The organism is Blastocatellia bacterium (assembly GCA_025054955.1).
In the GTDB taxonomy this organism is placed as follows: domain Bacteria; phylum Acidobacteriota; class Blastocatellia; order HR10; family J050; genus JANWZE01.
The window spans coordinates 43,705-59,409 of record JANWZE010000108.1 but is presented as its reverse complement, the minus strand read 5'-3'; the positions used below and the strand labels follow the sequence as shown (position 1 = coordinate 59,409).

14 protein-coding genes are annotated in these 15,705 nt (G+C 55.5%); 5 read left to right on the top strand and 9 right to left on the bottom strand.

The features are described 5' to 3' along the window. Positions 1-21: 21 nt before the first annotated feature. Positions 22-1,380 carry an acetyl-CoA carboxylase biotin carboxylase subunit gene (gene accC, locus NZ823_13915; protein ID MCS6806222.1) on the top strand — a complete coding sequence of 453 codons (1,359 nt, stop codon included), beginning with the start codon at positions 22-24 and terminating at the stop codon, positions 1,378-1,380. 816 nt (positions 1,381-2,196) lie between these two features. Here accC and moaC read toward each other — a convergent pair. Beyond that, positions 2,197-2,721: a cyclic pyranopterin monophosphate synthase MoaC gene (gene moaC / locus NZ823_13910; GenBank protein ID MCS6806221.1), complete on the bottom strand. Its 525-nt coding sequence runs from the start codon at positions 2,719-2,721 to the stop codon at positions 2,197-2,199. Positions 2,722-2,732: 11 nt separating this feature from the next. After that, the gene (locus NZ823_13905) at positions 2,733-4,043 is read right to left on the bottom strand and encodes a molybdopterin molybdotransferase MoeA (GenBank protein ID MCS6806220.1); all 1,311 of its coding nucleotides are present in this window, start codon (positions 4,041-4,043) and stop codon (positions 2,733-2,735) included. 9 nt (positions 4,044-4,052) lie between these two features. Between NZ823_13905 and hisE the strand changes: the two genes are divergently transcribed. The 3 genes from hisE (at position 4,053) to NZ823_13890 (ending at position 7,320) form a co-directional block, all read left to right on the top strand. After that, entirely contained in the window at positions 4,053-4,760 is a 708-nt protein-coding gene (gene hisE / locus NZ823_13900; GenBank protein MCS6806219.1) for a phosphoribosyl-ATP diphosphatase, read from the top strand. Between the two features lie 23 nt (positions 4,761-4,783). After that, positions 4,784-6,001: a peptidylprolyl isomerase gene (locus NZ823_13895; GenBank protein ID MCS6806218.1), complete on the top strand. Its 1,218-nt coding sequence runs from the start codon at positions 4,784-4,786 to the stop codon at positions 5,999-6,001. Between the two features lie 161 nt (positions 6,002-6,162). Beyond that, on the top strand, positions 6,163-7,320 hold the full coding sequence (locus tag NZ823_13890) for an AAA family ATPase (GenBank protein ID MCS6806217.1): 1,158 nt from the start codon (positions 6,163-6,165) through the stop codon (positions 7,318-7,320). A 159-nt stretch (positions 7,321-7,479) separates the two neighbouring features. Here the strand turns inward: NZ823_13890 and NZ823_13885 are convergent, their stop codons facing one another. From NZ823_13885 to rplM, 7 genes are all read right to left on the bottom strand, one after another. After that, positions 7,480-7,713 (bottom strand): hypothetical protein, encoded by a 234-nt coding sequence (locus NZ823_13885; protein MCS6806216.1) that lies wholly within the window; start codon positions 7,711-7,713, stop codon positions 7,480-7,482. A gap of 542 nt (positions 7,714-8,255) precedes the next feature. Next, positions 8,256-8,816 (bottom strand): ribosome recycling factor, encoded by a 561-nt coding sequence (gene frr / locus NZ823_13880; protein ID MCS6806215.1) that lies wholly within the window; start codon positions 8,814-8,816, stop codon positions 8,256-8,258. Positions 8,817-8,832: 16 nt separating this feature from the next. Next, the gene (gene pyrH / locus NZ823_13875) at positions 8,833-9,573 is read right to left on the bottom strand and encodes a UMP kinase (GenBank protein MCS6806214.1); all 741 of its coding nucleotides are present in this window, start codon (positions 9,571-9,573) and stop codon (positions 8,833-8,835) included. Between the two features lie 55 nt (positions 9,574-9,628). Continuing rightward, positions 9,629-10,279: a translation elongation factor Ts gene (gene tsf / locus NZ823_13870; GenBank protein MCS6806213.1), complete on the bottom strand. Its 651-nt coding sequence runs from the start codon at positions 10,277-10,279 to the stop codon at positions 9,629-9,631. Between the two features lie 39 nt (positions 10,280-10,318). Next, positions 10,319-11,176, bottom strand: coding sequence for a 30S ribosomal protein S2 (gene rpsB, locus NZ823_13865; GenBank protein ID MCS6806212.1), 858 nt, complete (start codon positions 11,174-11,176; stop codon positions 10,319-10,321). Positions 11,177-11,366: 190 nt separating this feature from the next. Continuing rightward, positions 11,367-11,762, bottom strand: a complete 396-nt coding sequence (rpsI, locus tag NZ823_13860; protein MCS6806211.1) for a 30S ribosomal protein S9 — start codon at positions 11,760-11,762, stop codon at positions 11,367-11,369. An 8-nt stretch (positions 11,763-11,770) separates the two neighbouring features. After that, positions 11,771-12,217: a 50S ribosomal protein L13 gene (rplM, locus tag NZ823_13855; GenBank protein ID MCS6806210.1), complete on the bottom strand. Its 447-nt coding sequence runs from the start codon at positions 12,215-12,217 to the stop codon at positions 11,771-11,773. Between the two features lie 354 nt (positions 12,218-12,571). Here rplM and NZ823_13850 point away from each other — a divergent pair, with 354 nt between their 5' ends. Further along, a complete protein-coding gene (locus NZ823_13850; protein ID MCS6806209.1) occupies positions 12,572-15,598 on the top strand; it encodes a TonB-dependent receptor in 3,027 nt (1,008 codons plus the stop codon). Positions 15,599-15,705 lie beyond the last annotated feature (107 nt).

Below are 15,705 nucleotides of genomic sequence, written 5' to 3'. Positions count from 1 at the left end.
ACGGATCACGGACCACGAGCTATGTTCAAACGTGTATTAGTAGCCAATCGAGGTGAAATCGCTTGCCGAGTGATTTGGGCCTGTCAGGAGCTGGGCATTGAGACGGTGGCAGTTTTTTCTGAAGCTGACCGTGATGCCTTGCATGTGCAATTGGCTGATCGGGCGATTTGCATCGGGCCGCCTCCGGCGTCACAAAGTTACCTGAGCATTCCGGCGGTGATCAGCGCGGCCGAGATCAGCGACGTGGATGCGATTCATCCGGGCTATGGATTTCTTGCCGAGAACGCGCATTTTGCTGAAATCTGCCATGCTTGCAACATCAAGTTCATCGGTCCTCCGCCGGAACTGATTCGTCTCATGGGTGACAAGGCCCGTGCGCGTGAAGCGATGAAAGCCGCTGGATTACCCATCCTGCCTGGCAGCGATCAGATTGTTGAAGATTATGAGCAGGCGTTGGCGGCGATTCAGCGTATCGGGTGGCCGGTGATCATCAAAGCGACGGCTGGCGGCGGTGGGCGCGGTATGCGTATTGTGCGATCCGAAGCCGAGTTAGCTGGTGCGTTAGAATCGGCTCGCGCTGAAGCTCTCGCTGCATTTGGTGATGGTGGGGTCTACATTGAAAAGTATCTGGAACGCCCGCGACACATTGAAATTCAGATCATGGCTGATGAACGCGGCCACGTCGTGCATCTGGGCGAGCGCGAATGTTCAATTCAGCGTCGGCATCAGAAGCTACTGGAGGAATCGCCCTCGGTTGTCATGACGCCTGAGATGCGCGCCTACATTGGCGGATTGGCCGCCAAAGCGGCGCGCGAAGTTGGTTATACGAATGCGGGCACGATGGAATTTTTGTTTGACGGCGAGCAGTTTTACTTCATGGAGATGAACACGCGGATTCAGGTGGAGCACCCGGTGACTGAGATGGTGGTCAATGCTGATTTGGTGCGGGCGCAAATACGCGTGGCGGCGGGCGAGCCACTGGAGTTTGTCCAAGATCAAGTGTCGTTGTGGGGGCATGCGATTGAATGTCGCATCAATGCTGAAGACCCGGAGACATTTCGTCCATCGCCTGGGCTGGTAACGGCGGTGACGATCCCAGGTGGGCCGGGTGTGCGGATTGATACGGCGCTATATCCTGGCTACAGGGTTCCGCCGTATTACGATTCGCTCGTTGCGAAGGTGATTGTGCGCGGTCGTCATCGGGAGGAAGCGATTGCGCGGATGAAGCGAGTGCTGAACGGATTTGCTGTGGAAGGGATCAAGACGACGATTCCGCTGCATCTGGGGATATTGAATCATCCGGATTTCATCGCCGGCAACTTGTCGACTGCTTTTATGGAAGAGTTGTTCATGGAGGTTGGAGACGCCCAGAGACGATGAACTAAAGCCACAGATTACACCGATTCTGACAGAGAAAAAAATCGGTGTGCGGTGGCCAGGTAGTCAGCGTGGGTGGTCGTCAAATCTGATGTAACTATCCGCCCGGTCTATTCTCCTCTCAAAATCGCCCACGAAACACACGAACCTCACGAAAGAATTGTCTTTTCATCATTCGTGGCGTGCGTCAGCCCATGAGCGATTCCCGTGAAAATAACATTTGAGCAATCCCTCGGAAACACCACTGATGAACACAGATGGACAGTACCGATTGTTGCGGGTTGAAGAATTCGGTCCTATCCACTCACACGCATTCGACGCGGGGGCCCACAGCGAGGCCCCCATACAGGCCGGCCCGCTTTCCTGGCAAAAACGCGGGCCCACAGCCACCCTGTACGGGCGGCTCGCCGTGGCCGCCCGACTCCTCTGCTAATAACCATTTTCATGGTTCGTGGCGTGCGCGAAGCATAACGGCGATTCCTCTGAAAATAACCATTTTCATGATTCGTGGCGTGCGCGGAGCATAACGGCGATCCCTCTGCAAATAACCATTTGCATGGTTCGTGGCGTGCGCGGAGCTCATGAGCGATTCCCCTGAGAATGCGGCACAGGCGCTTCCGCCTTGTGATTCGTTCTCATCTTTTGCGTGCGTCGTCACCGACGGCATGAACAACTCCTCTGGTGGGGAAGAGACATTAACTCTGCCGTATCTGGAGCGGTTTGCCAATTCATTTACGCCGCGACGCCTGCTACCAGGCATCAACGCGCCCGTTTGTGGGCGCTCGCAGATAAAGGCAATTGAAAATGGCTATCAATGGATCAACCGACTTCAACTTCGGGTTCGTTCAAGGACGCAGCTCGGAGATATTCGCCTGACTGCCCGCCGGTTTTTTTCTCCAGCCGAATCTGGCCGATGACCATGTTCTTGTCTACAGCTTTGCACATGTCATAAAGCGTCAGCGCCGCCACCGCTACAGCGGTCAATGCTTCCATCTCAACGCCTGTTTGCGCCGATGTGCTGGCTTCTGCGGTAATGGCGATGCCGGTTTGCTGCAACTGTAATTGCACGTCAATGTGTGTCAGCATCAGCGGGTGACACAGTGGAATCAGCTCGGCTGTCCGTTTGGCTGCCATGATACCAGCTACTCGTGCTGTTTCCAGTGGGTCCCCTTTCGGCGTTTGGTGCGCTCGGATTGCCTCCAGCGTGTCAGCGCTCATGCGCACGAAGCCGCTGGCCACCGCTGTGCGCTCAGTGATTGGCTTCGATCCAACATTGACCATCTTGATTCGGCCTATTTCGTCGGCATGACTGAGTTGTTGCTTATCTGTCCTGCGTTGTCGCATGATCGCTTTTGTCACCTGATTGGTTGGCTCTCTTTGGCGGCGGCGCTCGCCCATGACATGTGAGGAATTAGGATGGTGTGACACAGTTGGCCGGCTTGAATGAGCGAAAGGCCTTCAGGCACGATGATCAAAGCGTTGGCGTGTCGGAAGGCAATGAGGTCCGAGGAGCCGCCCCATCTGAGCGGTGCGACCGTGAGCTGCCCCTCTCGGCTGGTCAAACGACCTGGCAAATAGCTGCGTCGGTCCGGCGCGTGCTTGGCGTCTGCTTCAAGGATTGCCCTGAAACTTGGCAGGAAGATGTCGCGGGCGCCCATCATCTTGTTGAGCGCCGGGTAGACAAAGTTAAGAAACGTCACAGCTACCGATACAGGATTACCCGGCAACGCAAAAACGGGCTTGTGCTCCAGCAGGGCGAAGACCGTTGGTTTACCCGGATGAATGCAGACGCGGTCGAACACAATATCGGCGCCAAGCCGTCGGAGCGCATGTTTGACCAGATCATAGTCGCCCATCGAAACGCCGCCGGAGAGGATCAAGACGTCACATTGTGGCAGCGCCGCCTTGATGCGCTGCAAGATCAGTTCTTCATCATCGGGCACGATGCCCAGGAAGCTACTGCGCGCGCCAAGTTGATCAAGGTAGCTGCGCAACGCATAGCCATTGGAGTTGCGGATTTGGGCGATGGAAGGCGTTTGGTTGACTTCAACCAATTCGTTGCCTGTTGATAATACGTTGACGGTTAGCGATTGGGAAACGCGCACCTGGGCATAGCCAAACGTCGCCATCACGGCGATGTCGGCAGGAGTAATGCGCTGGCCTGCGGCAATCAAGTGTTGGCCGCGTGTCGCTTCGCTGCCGCGAGGTGTGATGAACTGGCCGACCTTGACTGATTCGTAAATCGTGACCGTCTGTTGGTCGGTTGCCGTTGCTTCAACTTTCTGCACGGCGTCGGCGCCGTCTGGCACTGGCGCGCCGGTCATAATACGGACGGCTTGACCGGGTCCCACCTGACCGTCGAATTGCTGACCTGCTGCTAGTTGGCCAAGCACACGCAATCGAGCGGGCACAATGGCGAGGTCAGCAGCTCGCAGCGCATAACCATCCATGCGCGCGCGATCAAATGGCGGCATGTCCATGTCGGCGTAGATGTCTTGCCGCAGTATGCGACCTGTCGTCTCCGACAACGCAACGATCTCAGTCGGTAACACGGGGACGCGATCAAGAATCATGCGTTGAGCTTCGTCCACTGAAATCATCTTCAACACCTTAACAGATGCCCCAGCCCAACGGCAAGCGCGGCCATTGACGGTCTGTAGGGGCATCAATAATATATGGCCTCGTATCGAGGTATGGTGTTACAGAATCTCAAATTCGACGAGCGCGGATTGATTCCGACAATTGTGCAAGACCGCTTACATCGTCAGGTCCTCATGTTCTGTTACATGAACCAGGAAGCGTTGGCGCTGACGTTGCGAACCGGCATCGCGCACTTTTGGAACCCGGCTACGCAGGGCGTGCGACAACAGCCGGAGATCGCCGGTCAGCGGCAACGGGTCGTTGATGTGATTGCCGATGGGGATGGCGACGCGCTCATTATTCAAGTGGAAAGTTCGACGTCGGCCGCGCCGCTGCATGAAGAAGTGACCGTTCCTGCCAGTTGGATCAAGCCAGACACGCCGGCCAGCGATGTGTCCATCGTCAATATGCGCTCGATGGAAATCGGACTCATGCTCAGCGAGTTGTTTCAACTGATTGAACAACGCGAGCGAGAGCGACCGGCTAATTCCTATACAGCGCACCTGTTTCAAGGCGGCCTCGACCTGATCTTAAAGAAGCTCAACGAACACGTCACCGAGACGCTGATCGCTGCCAAGAACAATGCCCAGCAAAAACTCAGTGGCCATCTGGCCGATGTGCTCTATCACCTCCTCGTGCTCATGGTCCATCGTGGACTTGATTTGAAAAGCGTGCTCAATACGTTAAGGCAGCGAGCAGGATTAACCGGTCAATCGCTGCCGCAAGATATGCGCAGCCCTTGATGATGGCTGAGGAGAGAGTCATCATGAACACCGAGCATCGCCGTATCATTCCGATAGTCGGGTTGTACATCTGCTGTGGATTGATTGGAGCGTTGGTAAGTCAGAGCGTAGCTGGGGAGACGATCCAACGTGGCAAAGCGAAATCCAAGCAGAAGGCGGCGCCGACGGCCTCCTCGCCGCCGGCTGCATCCACGGCGGAACCGGCTGTGTCGGAGAACTATGAGAACCTTCAAGCTGTCATCGTCACCGACCAGGGTGAGATTGCCATTGAATTTTTTCCCCGGGATGCGCCTCAGCACGTCGCTCATTTTGTGCAGTTGGCCCGCCGGGGCTTGTATAACGGCACAACATTTCATCGCATACTCCCGCAAGCCCTCATTCAAGGCGGCGATCCGTTGAGCCGCGACCCGCGCACGCCACGTCACAAACTGGGGACAGGCGGCCTCGATCAACTGAAGGCCGAGTTCAATGACCGACTTTTCTTCCGCGGCACTGTCGGCGCTGTGTTGAGACCGAACGCTCCCAACAGCGCCGGATCACAGTTTTTCATCTGCGTCACCGATCAGTTGCACCTGACACGCGAATATACGGCGTTTGGTCGCGTCGTCCGCGGCATTGAAGTCGTCGAGGCGATTGCCCAGACCCCTGTTGACGCCAACCAGATCGCCAAGCAACGGGTTGAAATTAAGTCGGTCGTTATTCGCCCGACGCTTTCGGTCGCTGATATGAAACGCTGCCGCGTCATTGTACAGACAGATCGCGGCTCATTCACCATCGGGCTGTATCCGGAAGCTGCGCCCAATCATGTCAGGCGGTTTATTACGCTGGCCGGCGGCGGATTCTATGATGGCACGACGTTTCATATCATTATGCCGGGCTACATCCTGCAAGGAGGCGATCCGATGACGCGCCACGCAGATCGTCAGTATTGGGGGCGAGGTCGGTCCGGTGATTGGCTTGCGCCGGAGTTCAATCAGATTCCTTTCGAGCGCGGCACCGTTGGTATGATGCTTATGCGAGGGGAAAGCGAGCCTACCAGCGCCGATTCTCAATTTTTCATCTGCTTGGCGCCGGCTCCGCATCTGAACGGAAAGTTCACCGCATGGGGTCGCGTGCTGGAAGGCATGGAGGTGCTCGATCAGATTGCTGCCCTCAAGACCGACGCGGCGCACGCGCCGATTGAGCCGGTTGTATTGCGCCGATTTCAGGTCGTCACCGACGCGGACGCGCCACCTAAATAATCCTTGCCCTGAATGTAGCGTTTCCATAAAATCAGCCTTCCGGGCGAAATCATCGCCCGTAGGGTGTAGCCAACCGAAAACTCACATTGGTACGTCTAAGCGGGTGTGAAAACAGAGCGCACATGTGATGAGCAGCACTCAGTCACCGGAGGAAATGCCGTATGACGACGATGGCGACCCAGCAACTCGACCCTGAACGTAAGCACCCAGACGCTCTCCGATTTGGCGAGAAACTCTCAGAACTGATCGTCGGTCAAGACCGCGCTATTCGGCGCATGGTTGGTCTTTATCAAATCTATCTAGCCGGGTTGAATCCGCCGGGCCGCCCCATCGGAACGATGCTATTTCTCGGCCCAACCGGCTCCGGCAAAACGCGCGTCGTTGAGGCAGCAGCCGAAGTCTTGTTTGGTGACGCCAACGCGGTGGTCAAAATTGATTGTGGCGAATTCCAACACAGCCATGAAATTGCCAAACTCATCGGCTCGCCGCCTGGTTACTTAGGTCACCGAGAGACGACCCCGCTGCTGACACAGGAAAACCTCGACCGGTGTCATACCGATCAACTGAAGCTCACGTTTGTCCTGTTTGACGAAATTGAAAAAGCCTCTGATGCGTTGTGGCAGTTACTGTTGGGGATTTTGGATAAGGCGACGTTAACCTTGGGGGACAACCGGCGCGTTGATTTCTCGCGCTGCATGATCATCATGACTTCCAATCTCGGCACAAAGGAGATGAGCGAGTTGATCTCCGGCGGCATTGGATTTGCTCCCCAACAGGGGCAAGAGGATTCCGTGCTCGATCAGAAAATTTATCGCACAGCGTTGGACGCTGCTAAGCGCAAGTTCTCCCCGGAATTCATGAACCGGATTGATAAGGTCGTCGTGTTTCGTTCGCTCCGCGAGGAGCACTTGCAGCGCATTCTGGAGATTGAACTGCGACAGGTTCAGGAGCGGATTTTGAAGTCGAGCGCACCCAAATTTGTCTTCTCCTGCACCGACGCGGCCAAACAGTTGTTACTCGAAGAAGGCACTGACTACAAATACGGAGCTCGCCACCTGAAACGCTCGATTGAGCGGTTCCTCGTGTTCCCGCTTTCCAATCTGATTGCCACAGGACAAATCGAAATCGGCGACTTAGTCATCGTTGACCGCGATCCACACAATAACAATTTGATCTTTACCAAGCAGGTGCGCGGCGCATTGGTGGATGACTATGCAGGCCAGTACCCCGAACATTTCAAGTCAGCAGGCCAAGGCCTAGGCGCTCACCGCGAGCGGAGCAAAACGGCCATCTCCAGCACTAGCACGAATAAAAGTTAAGACCAGGGGCGTCCCTGTGTGGACGCCCTTTGTTCATGGTTTCCAATCGCTGGCCACAAATGCGCACATCTCGGCGCGCCGCAGACGCGCCACTATTGTTCGCTCGGTTGTTCCAGAGGTTGCACGTCTGGCTACCTTCACATGCGCCGCTTGCGCGGTTCACACATCTGACAACGTTGTCACAAGCCACTTGCGCGGCTCAGCAGAAATGAGCGTAGGATGAGGAATGCCAGGTGCCATCAGAAAATCGGAGGCTGCTGCTTGGGACGTTCGTGGTGAAGGTGTATTGATGGGCAATTCTTCGGTGTCCGAAGCCGGTGCAAAAACGCGCCGCAGCGCGGCAACCTGAATGTAGCTCGGCGTTTCAACGCCGAGAACGTTCCATCGGTCCATATCGGACGTCGCGTCAGCGACGATTGAACGGTGGCTGGAGAGAGACTCAGCCCTCGCTCACCTGACGATACACTGACGAGGCTGCCCACCGTGCACTGAAGTGCGTGGCTACAGTCAGTGATCCGCTCCGCGGCCATGGCATTTTCAAACTCACGGTTCATGCGCGCTCTCTCGTCAGCTCGTTCGAAAATAGCCCACGAAACACACGACGTTCACGAAAGAATCGCATTTTCATCCTTCGTAGCGTGATGTTGCATAGGGACGATCCCCTTGAGAATGTGGCACAGGCGTTCCCGCCTGTAATCCGTTTTCATGCATTGTGGTGTGATGTTGCATAGGGACGATTCCTTCGAGAATGTGGCACAGGCATTCCTGCCTGTGTGCTCCATTTTCATGCTTCGTGGCGTGATGTTGCATAGAGGGGATTCCCTGACGGATGGGCTAAGAGACGCTGCTCGCCGTTGTTTCAATCATGTGTGGTCTGATTCACGCAAGGGGACAGAACCAGAGCGAGTGTTTACTCGCTCGTCTGGCAGGCCGGATCATCCATGCATGATCTCCTGCTCTTTGGCTTTGGCCACCTCGTTGATTTTTTGGATGTGCGCATCCGTCAATTTCTGGATATCGTCTAAGGCGCGACGTTCTTCGTCTTCGGAGATGAGTTTCTCTTTGAGGAGTTTTTTGAGCTGGTCGTTGGCATCGCGGCGGATGTTGCGAATCGCCGTCCGGTGCTCTTCGGCAATTTCGCCGACCACTTTAGCCAGTTGCTTGCGCCGCTCTTCGGTCAGCGCCGGGATCGGCAAGCGAATGATGCGACCATCATTGGAAGGAGTCAACCCAAGGTCGGAACTGAGAATGGCGCGCTCGATCGCAGGGAGGACTGTGGGGTCGTAAGGTTGAATGGTCAGCAGTGAGGATTCTGGCGCGTGGATTTGGGCCACCTGATTCAGAGGTGTCGGCGTGCCGTAATATTCGACCTGAATATGATCGAGGATGGCGGGCGAAGCGCGCCCCGTGCGGAGCGAGGCCAGTTTCTTGCGCACGTCTTCGATGGCTGCATCCATGCGTTTCTTAGCGTCAGTGAGCACTTCAGCTTTAGTCATAGGGGCTCTCCTCCTATCAAGAAGCTGTTGCCGGGACGACGCGAGAACCCACCGGTTCGCCCATCACGACGCGGCGGATATTGCCCGGCACTCGCAGATTGAACACGATGATCGGCATGGCATGGTCCATGCACAACGAGATCGCCGATGTATCCATGATCTGCAAGCCGCGTTCGATCACATCGAAATACGAGAGTTGGTCAATCTTCAACGCATCCTTGACGACGACAGGATCGGCTTCATAGATGCCATCCACTTTCGTTGCTTTCAGCAGTGCGTCCGCCTTGAGTTCAAGTGCGCGCAGGGCTGCTGCGCTATCAGTGGTGAAGTACGGATTGCCTGTGCCTGCCGCCAACAGGACCACTCGCCCTTTTTCCAGATGTCGAATAGCGCGTCGCCGAATGAATGGTTCGGCCACTTGGCGAATTTCTATCGCTGTGAGCACGCGCGTAGGGACACCCAGATTTTCTAATGTGGATTGCAGGGCGAGTCCGTTAATCACGGTGGCCAACATGCCCATATAATCGGCTGAGGCGCGATCAATGCCGAAGTGAATCGCTTCTGAGCCCCGAATGATGTTGCCTCCGCCAATGACAATGGCGATTTGCACACCTAATGCATGCACGTCGCGGATCTCGTTGGCAATGGCCGTGGCAGTTTCCAGGTCAATACCGAATGGTTTGTCGCCGCGCAGGGCTTCGCCGCTGAGCTTGAGCAAGATGCGACGGTAGATGGGTTGCGGTGTTGTGTCTGTCATGAGCACAGGATGTCTGAAAAAACAAAGCCCCTCTCTGTCGAGGGGCTTGCCGAGCCTACGAACCGGCCGCCGATTCGGACGATGGGCCTGAGTTCAGGTCTTCGCCCAGCTTGTATCGCGTGAACCGCCGAATGCGGATGTTCTCGCCGGTCTTGGCAATCATACCTTTCACCAAGTCGCCAATCGTCGTTGTTTGATCCTTGATGAATGGTTGTTCTTCAAGCACCGTTTCAGCGAAAAACTTAGCCAGTCGGCCTTCGATGATTTTTTCGATCACTGCTTCCGGCTTACCCTGCATCTTGGGGTCAGACAAGGCTTGTTCGCGAGCAATCCGGCGCTCCCGTTCCAGCACGTCTGCCGGGATGTCTTCGCGGCGCACATAGAGCGGCTCGGCTGCGCAGATTTGCATAGCCACATCGTGGACAAACTGTTGGAACTCTTGATTGCGAGCGACAAAATCCGATTCGCAATTGACTTCTACCAGCACACCAAACTTGCCGCCGGTGTGAATGTACGAGCCGATCACACCTTCCGTTGTGGCGCGGCCTTCGCGCTTGCGCGCTTGGGCCAGGCCGCGCTTGCGCAAGATTTCGATCGCTTTCTCTTGGTCGCCGTTGGCTTCCATCAGCGCCGCCTTGCACTCCATGATGCTGACGCCCGTTTTATCGCGCAACGCTTTCACATCTTGAGCCGAGATTTCTGGCATGCAATGACCTCCAATCTAAAATCCCTTATCAGCCAACATCTAAAATCCCTTATCAGCCGACGCGATTTCTGAAGACGCCGTCTCCGAGGTTGGCGCAACGACGATGCTTTCCATATCGGCTGGTGTTGCTTCGATCGAAGCTGGTTCCGGCACCGCGCTAGCGGCAGGTTGCGCCGCCGCTTCCGCCAGCGCCGCTTCAGTAGCATCCTTGGCGGCGATTTGTTGACCCGCGATGATGGCATCGGCAATTTTCGAGACGAACAGTCGAACAGCCCGCAGCGCGTCGTCATTGCCCGGAATCAGGTAGGTGATGCCGTCTGGGTCGCAGTTCGTGTCCACGATGGCAACAATCGGGATGTTGAGCCGTCGCGCTTCACGCACCGCCGTTTCTTCTTTATCAGTGTCAATGACCACCAGCACATCAGGCAGCCGAGTCATATTCTTGATGCCGGCGAAATTCTTCTCCAGCGCTTCGCGTTTGCGTTCGTGCCGAATGACTTCTTTTTTGGGCAGCCGCGCGTAGCTGCCATCGGCTCTCTTTTGCTCCAGCTCGTGCAGTTTGTCAATAGATTTGCGGATGGTCTGAAAATTGGTTAACAATCCACCGAGCCATCGTTGATTCACATAGAACTGACCACAGCGTTGCGCCTCTTCGGCGACAGCGTCCTGCGCTTGGCGCTTGGTGCCGACAAAGAGAAACGTCTTTCCTTGACTGGCCGCCTCCGTTACAAAGTTCATCGCTTCGCGGAAGTATCGTTGCGTTTTTTGCAGATCAATAATGTGAATCCCGTTGCGCTCACCAAAGATGAACTCCTTCATCTTGGGATTCCAGCGGTGCGTCTGATGGCCGAAGTGAACGCCGGCTTCGAGCAATTCTTTCATGGAAATTTGTACCAAAGCGTATCCTCCTGATTGGTTTGGTTAATCGCTGGCTCGCGCCTCGAGCTGGAAAGCCAGAGGCAACCAATCCATGGAACCAGCAATGGATTGCGTAAAACAGATTGACATATCGCTTGGGCCGGCCAACGGCGGTGGAACGCGGCTTGGCAGCGCCTGGCAACAGATCATTCGCTCAACCCACATGGCGTTAACGTTTCGAGTACTGGAAGCGTTTGCGAGCGCCCGGTTGTCCGTATTTCTTGCGCTCTTTGACGCGCGGGTCCCGTGTGACGAATCCGGCCTCTTTCAGCTTCGGGCGTAAGTCAGAATTGAATTCGATAAGAGCGCGCGTGATGCCATGTCGAATCGCTTCGGCTTGACCTGTGATGCCGCCACCTTTGGCCGTAATGTAAACGTCGAACTTATTGAGCGTGTCCGTCAACATCAGCGGCTGACGCACCGCCGTTTGCAGACGTTTGACCGGGAAGTAGTCTTCCAACGGGTGTCGGTTGATGGTAATTTGCCCAGTTCCTTCGCGGAGAAAGACGCGGGCCACCGAGGTTTTTCGTCTTCCAGTTCCGTAATACTGAATCACATCTGCCATGAATAACCCTATTCGCTTGTGCGCCACGAAAGCGGCTGCGGCTTCTGCGCTTGATGCGGATGCTCGCTGCCGGCGTAGACCTTCAATTTTTTGAACATCTTCTCACCCAATTTGGTCTTCGGCAGCATACGCCGCACAGCATATTCAATGATTCGTTCCGGGTGGGTGGCCAGCAGCTTGCGGGCTGAAGTCTCTTTCAATCCACCGGGGTAACCTGAATGACGACGATAGAGCTTCTCATCCCATTTGTTGCCGGTGAACCGGACTTCGGCAGCGTTGATCACGATGACATGATCGCCGACATCCAAAAAGGGTGTATAAGAGGGCTTGTTCTTCCCCATCAAGATTGGGGCAATCCGAGAGGCCAACCGACCAACCGTGCATCCACGAGCGTCCACCAGATACCACACCCGCTGCGCTTCCAAATTCTTCCCTGATGGGAAATATGTACTCATAGGTCTTACACTCCGATCCCTTTTGCAGGGAGAAAGCGTGTAGGATAGCCAAGATCATTTTGAGTGTCAAGCTGGCAAAAATTCCGAAAATGCCATGTTTCATGGGGTTGAAACAGGTGCAGAAGTAATGTTGCAGTCCCCGTGGCAGTCAACGTCTTGGTTCACCTGCAGGGTGTCATTCTGAATGTGTGCCGCCTGCTCGTCGGCACGGCGCGCCGCGTTTCGTAGCACGCTAACAACTCTGTTGACCAAGCGGCCTGCCCCTCTAAGGACAAGTTGACAACCTCAGAGGAACTTGATTGAATTAAGGCGCACTCTGACCATGAGATTATTTTCAGACGAGGAGTGGTCGTGATGAAGCATCGTCGCTATTCATCTGCGTTGGCAATTTGGTTGAGCACGTTGCTCACGTTCATACTGCTGGGGAGCATGTGCGCAGTGACGTACGGTCAGTCCAGCGGCTCGACCACAGCCTCTGTGATTGGAGTCGTCAAGGACCAACAGGGCGACGTCGTGCCCAGCGTGAGTGTCACAGCAAAAAATACGGCCACTGGCCTGACTCGGCAGACCACCACTGATGGCGAGGGCGCCTTCTCGATTGTCCTGTTGCCGCCGGGCGTCTACGATGTGACGGCTGAACGCTCAGGCTTTGCTCCTCAGACGCTCAAAGGTATTCGACTGACGATCGGTCAGACGGTGGAATTGAATTTCACACTCATGGCCGGACGCCTTGAGGAAGCCGTGGACATCATCGGCGAAGCGCCGTTGATTGAGTTGACCCGCACGCAAACCAGCACCACGATTGATCAGCAGAAGATTGATAATCTGCCGATCAATCGCCGCAATTTCTTGGATTTCACGCTGACCACATCGGCGGTCACCGTTGATCGCATGCCGGCGCAAGGCGCAGCGGCCACCAGTGGGTTGAGTTTCAATGGCCAGAGCGCGCGGCAAAATAACATCACGATTGATGGCTTGGACAACAACGATTATGGTTCCAGTTCCGTTCGCGCTACGTTCAGCCAGGAAGCGGTCCAGGAATTTCAGGTGATCAATAACAGCTACTCTGCTGAATTTGGGCGGGCGCTGGGTGGCGTGATTAATATCGTGACGCGCGGCGGCACGAACGATCTGCGCGGCACGCTCTTTACCTTCATCCGCAACGATGCTCTCAATGCCCGCAATGCTTTTGCGCGCACAGTCCCGCCGTTTGAGCAATACCAGTACGGAGGCACGTTGGGCGGCCCGATCAAGAAAGACCATCATTTTTTCTTCGGTTCGTTTGAGCGGTTGAGCTTGAAAGATACCAACGTAGTGACGATCAGCGATGCCGTCGTAGCAGCCGGTCGGCGCATCGGCTTTTCACCAGGTACGTTGCGCAATGGCGAGATTCCGTTCAGCGAAGGATTAGCTTCTGTGCTCGGTCGCAGCGATTTCAAGGTGACTGATAGCGATATGCTCTGGGTGAGGTACACCTATGCGGGTCACATCAACGGCAATCTGGAGCCATGGGGTGGGTTGTTTGCCGAATCATCCGGCGGACGCGGACGATTACGTGACCATAATCTTGGCGCCTCCAATACGTGGATCATTCGGCCTTCGCTGGTGAATGAGACGCGGTTTCTCTACGGTTACCGCCGACAAGTGGTAGATGACCTTGATCCGGCGCGTGGACCAAACGTGAGGATTTTTGCCGGCACTGACCAGATTGTCTTTGGTCGCGCCGAGTTGCTGCCGCAGCCGCGCACCGAGCACATCTTGCAGGTTGTTAACAATGTCTCGTGGACTCGCGGCAAGCATGCGTTGAAGGTCGGCTTCGACTATTATTTTGCCGAAGCGCCCAAAGGCACAACCGGCATCCCGGTGCTACTGGGCGGGCAGGTCAGGTTCAGTGATCTGGATTTTACCGCCTTGGGTGGTCCGCTATTCACAGCCCTGCAAACGTTCGATCCATCGTTGCGCACGCCCGAGCAGGCCGGCTTTCTTGATCTGATCGGCGCGAATTTGCCGTTGCTGTTTTGTCCGCCGGAGACGCCCGACTGCTTGCCGTCGTTGCCGAACCTGAGTCGCTTGCCGATTCCCCAGGCATTCATTCAAGGCTTCGGCAACGATGAAGTGTTTTTGAGCGCCACTATTTTCTCAGCGTATGGTCAGGATGATATTCGCCTGTGGCCGAACTTCACGTTGAAACTCGGACTTCGCTACGAAGTCACTACGCTGCCTAAGCCGTTTCCATCCACAGGTGGACATGGACTGGGCCCACGCTTTGCGTTCGCCTGGGACCCTACCAAGCAGGGCAAGATGTTGGTGCGCGGCGCCTACGGCATTTTCTACGGATCAACCCAACTGGGTCCAATCATCGCCGTCAAGATTGTTGATGGCGTTACCATCAAAACGCCTGTATTGCCGTTTCCGTTTTCGCTGATTGGATTTTTGCAGCCAGGATTCCGGTTTCCCGAAACGCCTCGACCGCCGAGCACGCTGCCTGACTTCGGTCCGCTCGGACGCATCTTCCAAGCTGACCCTAATTTCAAAGTTGGATATTCGCATCAGACGAGCTTCGGCATTGATTACTTGCTCACGTCGAGCGTGTCGGTGTCGGCCAATTATCAAATGGTGCGCGGCTTGCACTTGTTCTTGAGCCGGAATATCAATCCGGTGATTAATCCGACCTGCGGCCCAATTCCGGCGCTGTGTGGCCGGATCAATCCGACGCGCCCGGAAATCTTTCAGTTTGAGAGTTCCGGCGATTCTTATTATCACGGCGTCACCTTCTCGCTGACGAGCCGCGTGGCCGACCGTTTGACCTTGTTGGCCCACTACACCTTCTCCAAGGCGATTGACAACTTTGTGGACTGGCGCGTGGAGAACCAAGAAACAGGCGATCCACTCAACCTGCGGGGCGAGCGGGCGCTCTCTTTGCAAGACGCTCGTCATCGCTTTGTGGCCAGTTCTGTGTGGGAGTTGAATTATTGGAAGCACTGGCTGGCGCGTGGATTCGCATTATCAACCATTGTTACGCTCAACAGCGGTCGGCCGTATAACCTGCTGGCCGGCGTTGATCTGAACGGCAATGGCGACAATCCGCCGGGTGATCGGCCACACGGCCTCGGTCGCAATGCTGGCATCTCACCGGGCTTCGCCAATTTTGATCTGCGTGTGACCCGCGACATCAATTTCGGCGAGCAACGCAAAATTCAACTCTTCTTCGAGGCGTTCAATTTGTTCAATCGTGTCAATGTGACTGACTTTGGGCGCGTCTTCTTGCCAGGCACGCCACTGCCACGAAAAAAGAACGGATTGTATATTGTCACGCCAGACCGCTATCGTTCGTCGAGCAATGCTCGGCAGATTCAACTGGGATTTCGCTTGCAGTTTTAGTGGACGGTGGGAAGTGAACAATGGGCCATGGAGAGTGGACAGTGGACGGCGGTTCGTGAAAGTGGGCGGCGGAGCGTGCTCGGTTTGCAGTATCTGTTTAATTCGTG

Bases quoted from the DNA above. Each gene is read 5' to 3' on its own strand.
- accC (MCS6806222.1), top strand. From the start codon at position 22: ATGTTCAAACGTGTATTAGTAGCCAATCGAGGTGAAATCGCTTGCCGA.
- moaC (MCS6806221.1), bottom strand. From the start codon at position 2,721: ATGCGACAACGCAGGACAGATAAGCAACAACTCAGTCATGCCGACGAA.
- NZ823_13905 (MCS6806220.1), bottom strand. From the start codon at position 4,043: ATGCCCCTACAGACCGTCAATGGCCGCGCTTGCCGTTGGGCTGGGGCA.
- hisE (MCS6806219.1), top strand. From the start codon at position 4,053: ATGGCCTCGTATCGAGGTATGGTGTTACAGAATCTCAAATTCGACGAG.
- NZ823_13895 (MCS6806218.1), top strand. From the start codon at position 4,784: ATGAACACCGAGCATCGCCGTATCATTCCGATAGTCGGGTTGTACATC.
- NZ823_13890 (MCS6806217.1), top strand. From the start codon at position 6,163: ATGACGACGATGGCGACCCAGCAACTCGACCCTGAACGTAAGCACCCA.
- NZ823_13885 (MCS6806216.1), bottom strand. From the start codon at position 7,713: ATGGACCGATGGAACGTTCTCGGCGTTGAAACGCCGAGCTACATTCAG.
- frr (MCS6806215.1), bottom strand. From the start codon at position 8,816: ATGACTAAAGCTGAAGTGCTCACTGACGCTAAGAAACGCATGGATGCA.
- pyrH (MCS6806214.1), bottom strand. From the start codon at position 9,573: ATGACAGACACAACACCGCAACCCATCTACCGTCGCATCTTGCTCAAG.
- tsf (MCS6806213.1), bottom strand. From the start codon at position 10,279: ATGCCAGAAATCTCGGCTCAAGATGTGAAAGCGTTGCGCGATAAAACG.
- rpsI (MCS6806211.1), bottom strand. From the start codon at position 11,762: ATGGCAGATGTGATTCAGTATTACGGAACTGGAAGACGAAAAACCTCG.
- rplM (MCS6806210.1), bottom strand. From the start codon at position 12,217: ATGAGTACATATTTCCCATCAGGGAAGAATTTGGAAGCGCAGCGGGTG.
- NZ823_13850 (MCS6806209.1), top strand. From the start codon at position 12,572: ATGAAGCATCGTCGCTATTCATCTGCGTTGGCAATTTGGTTGAGCACG.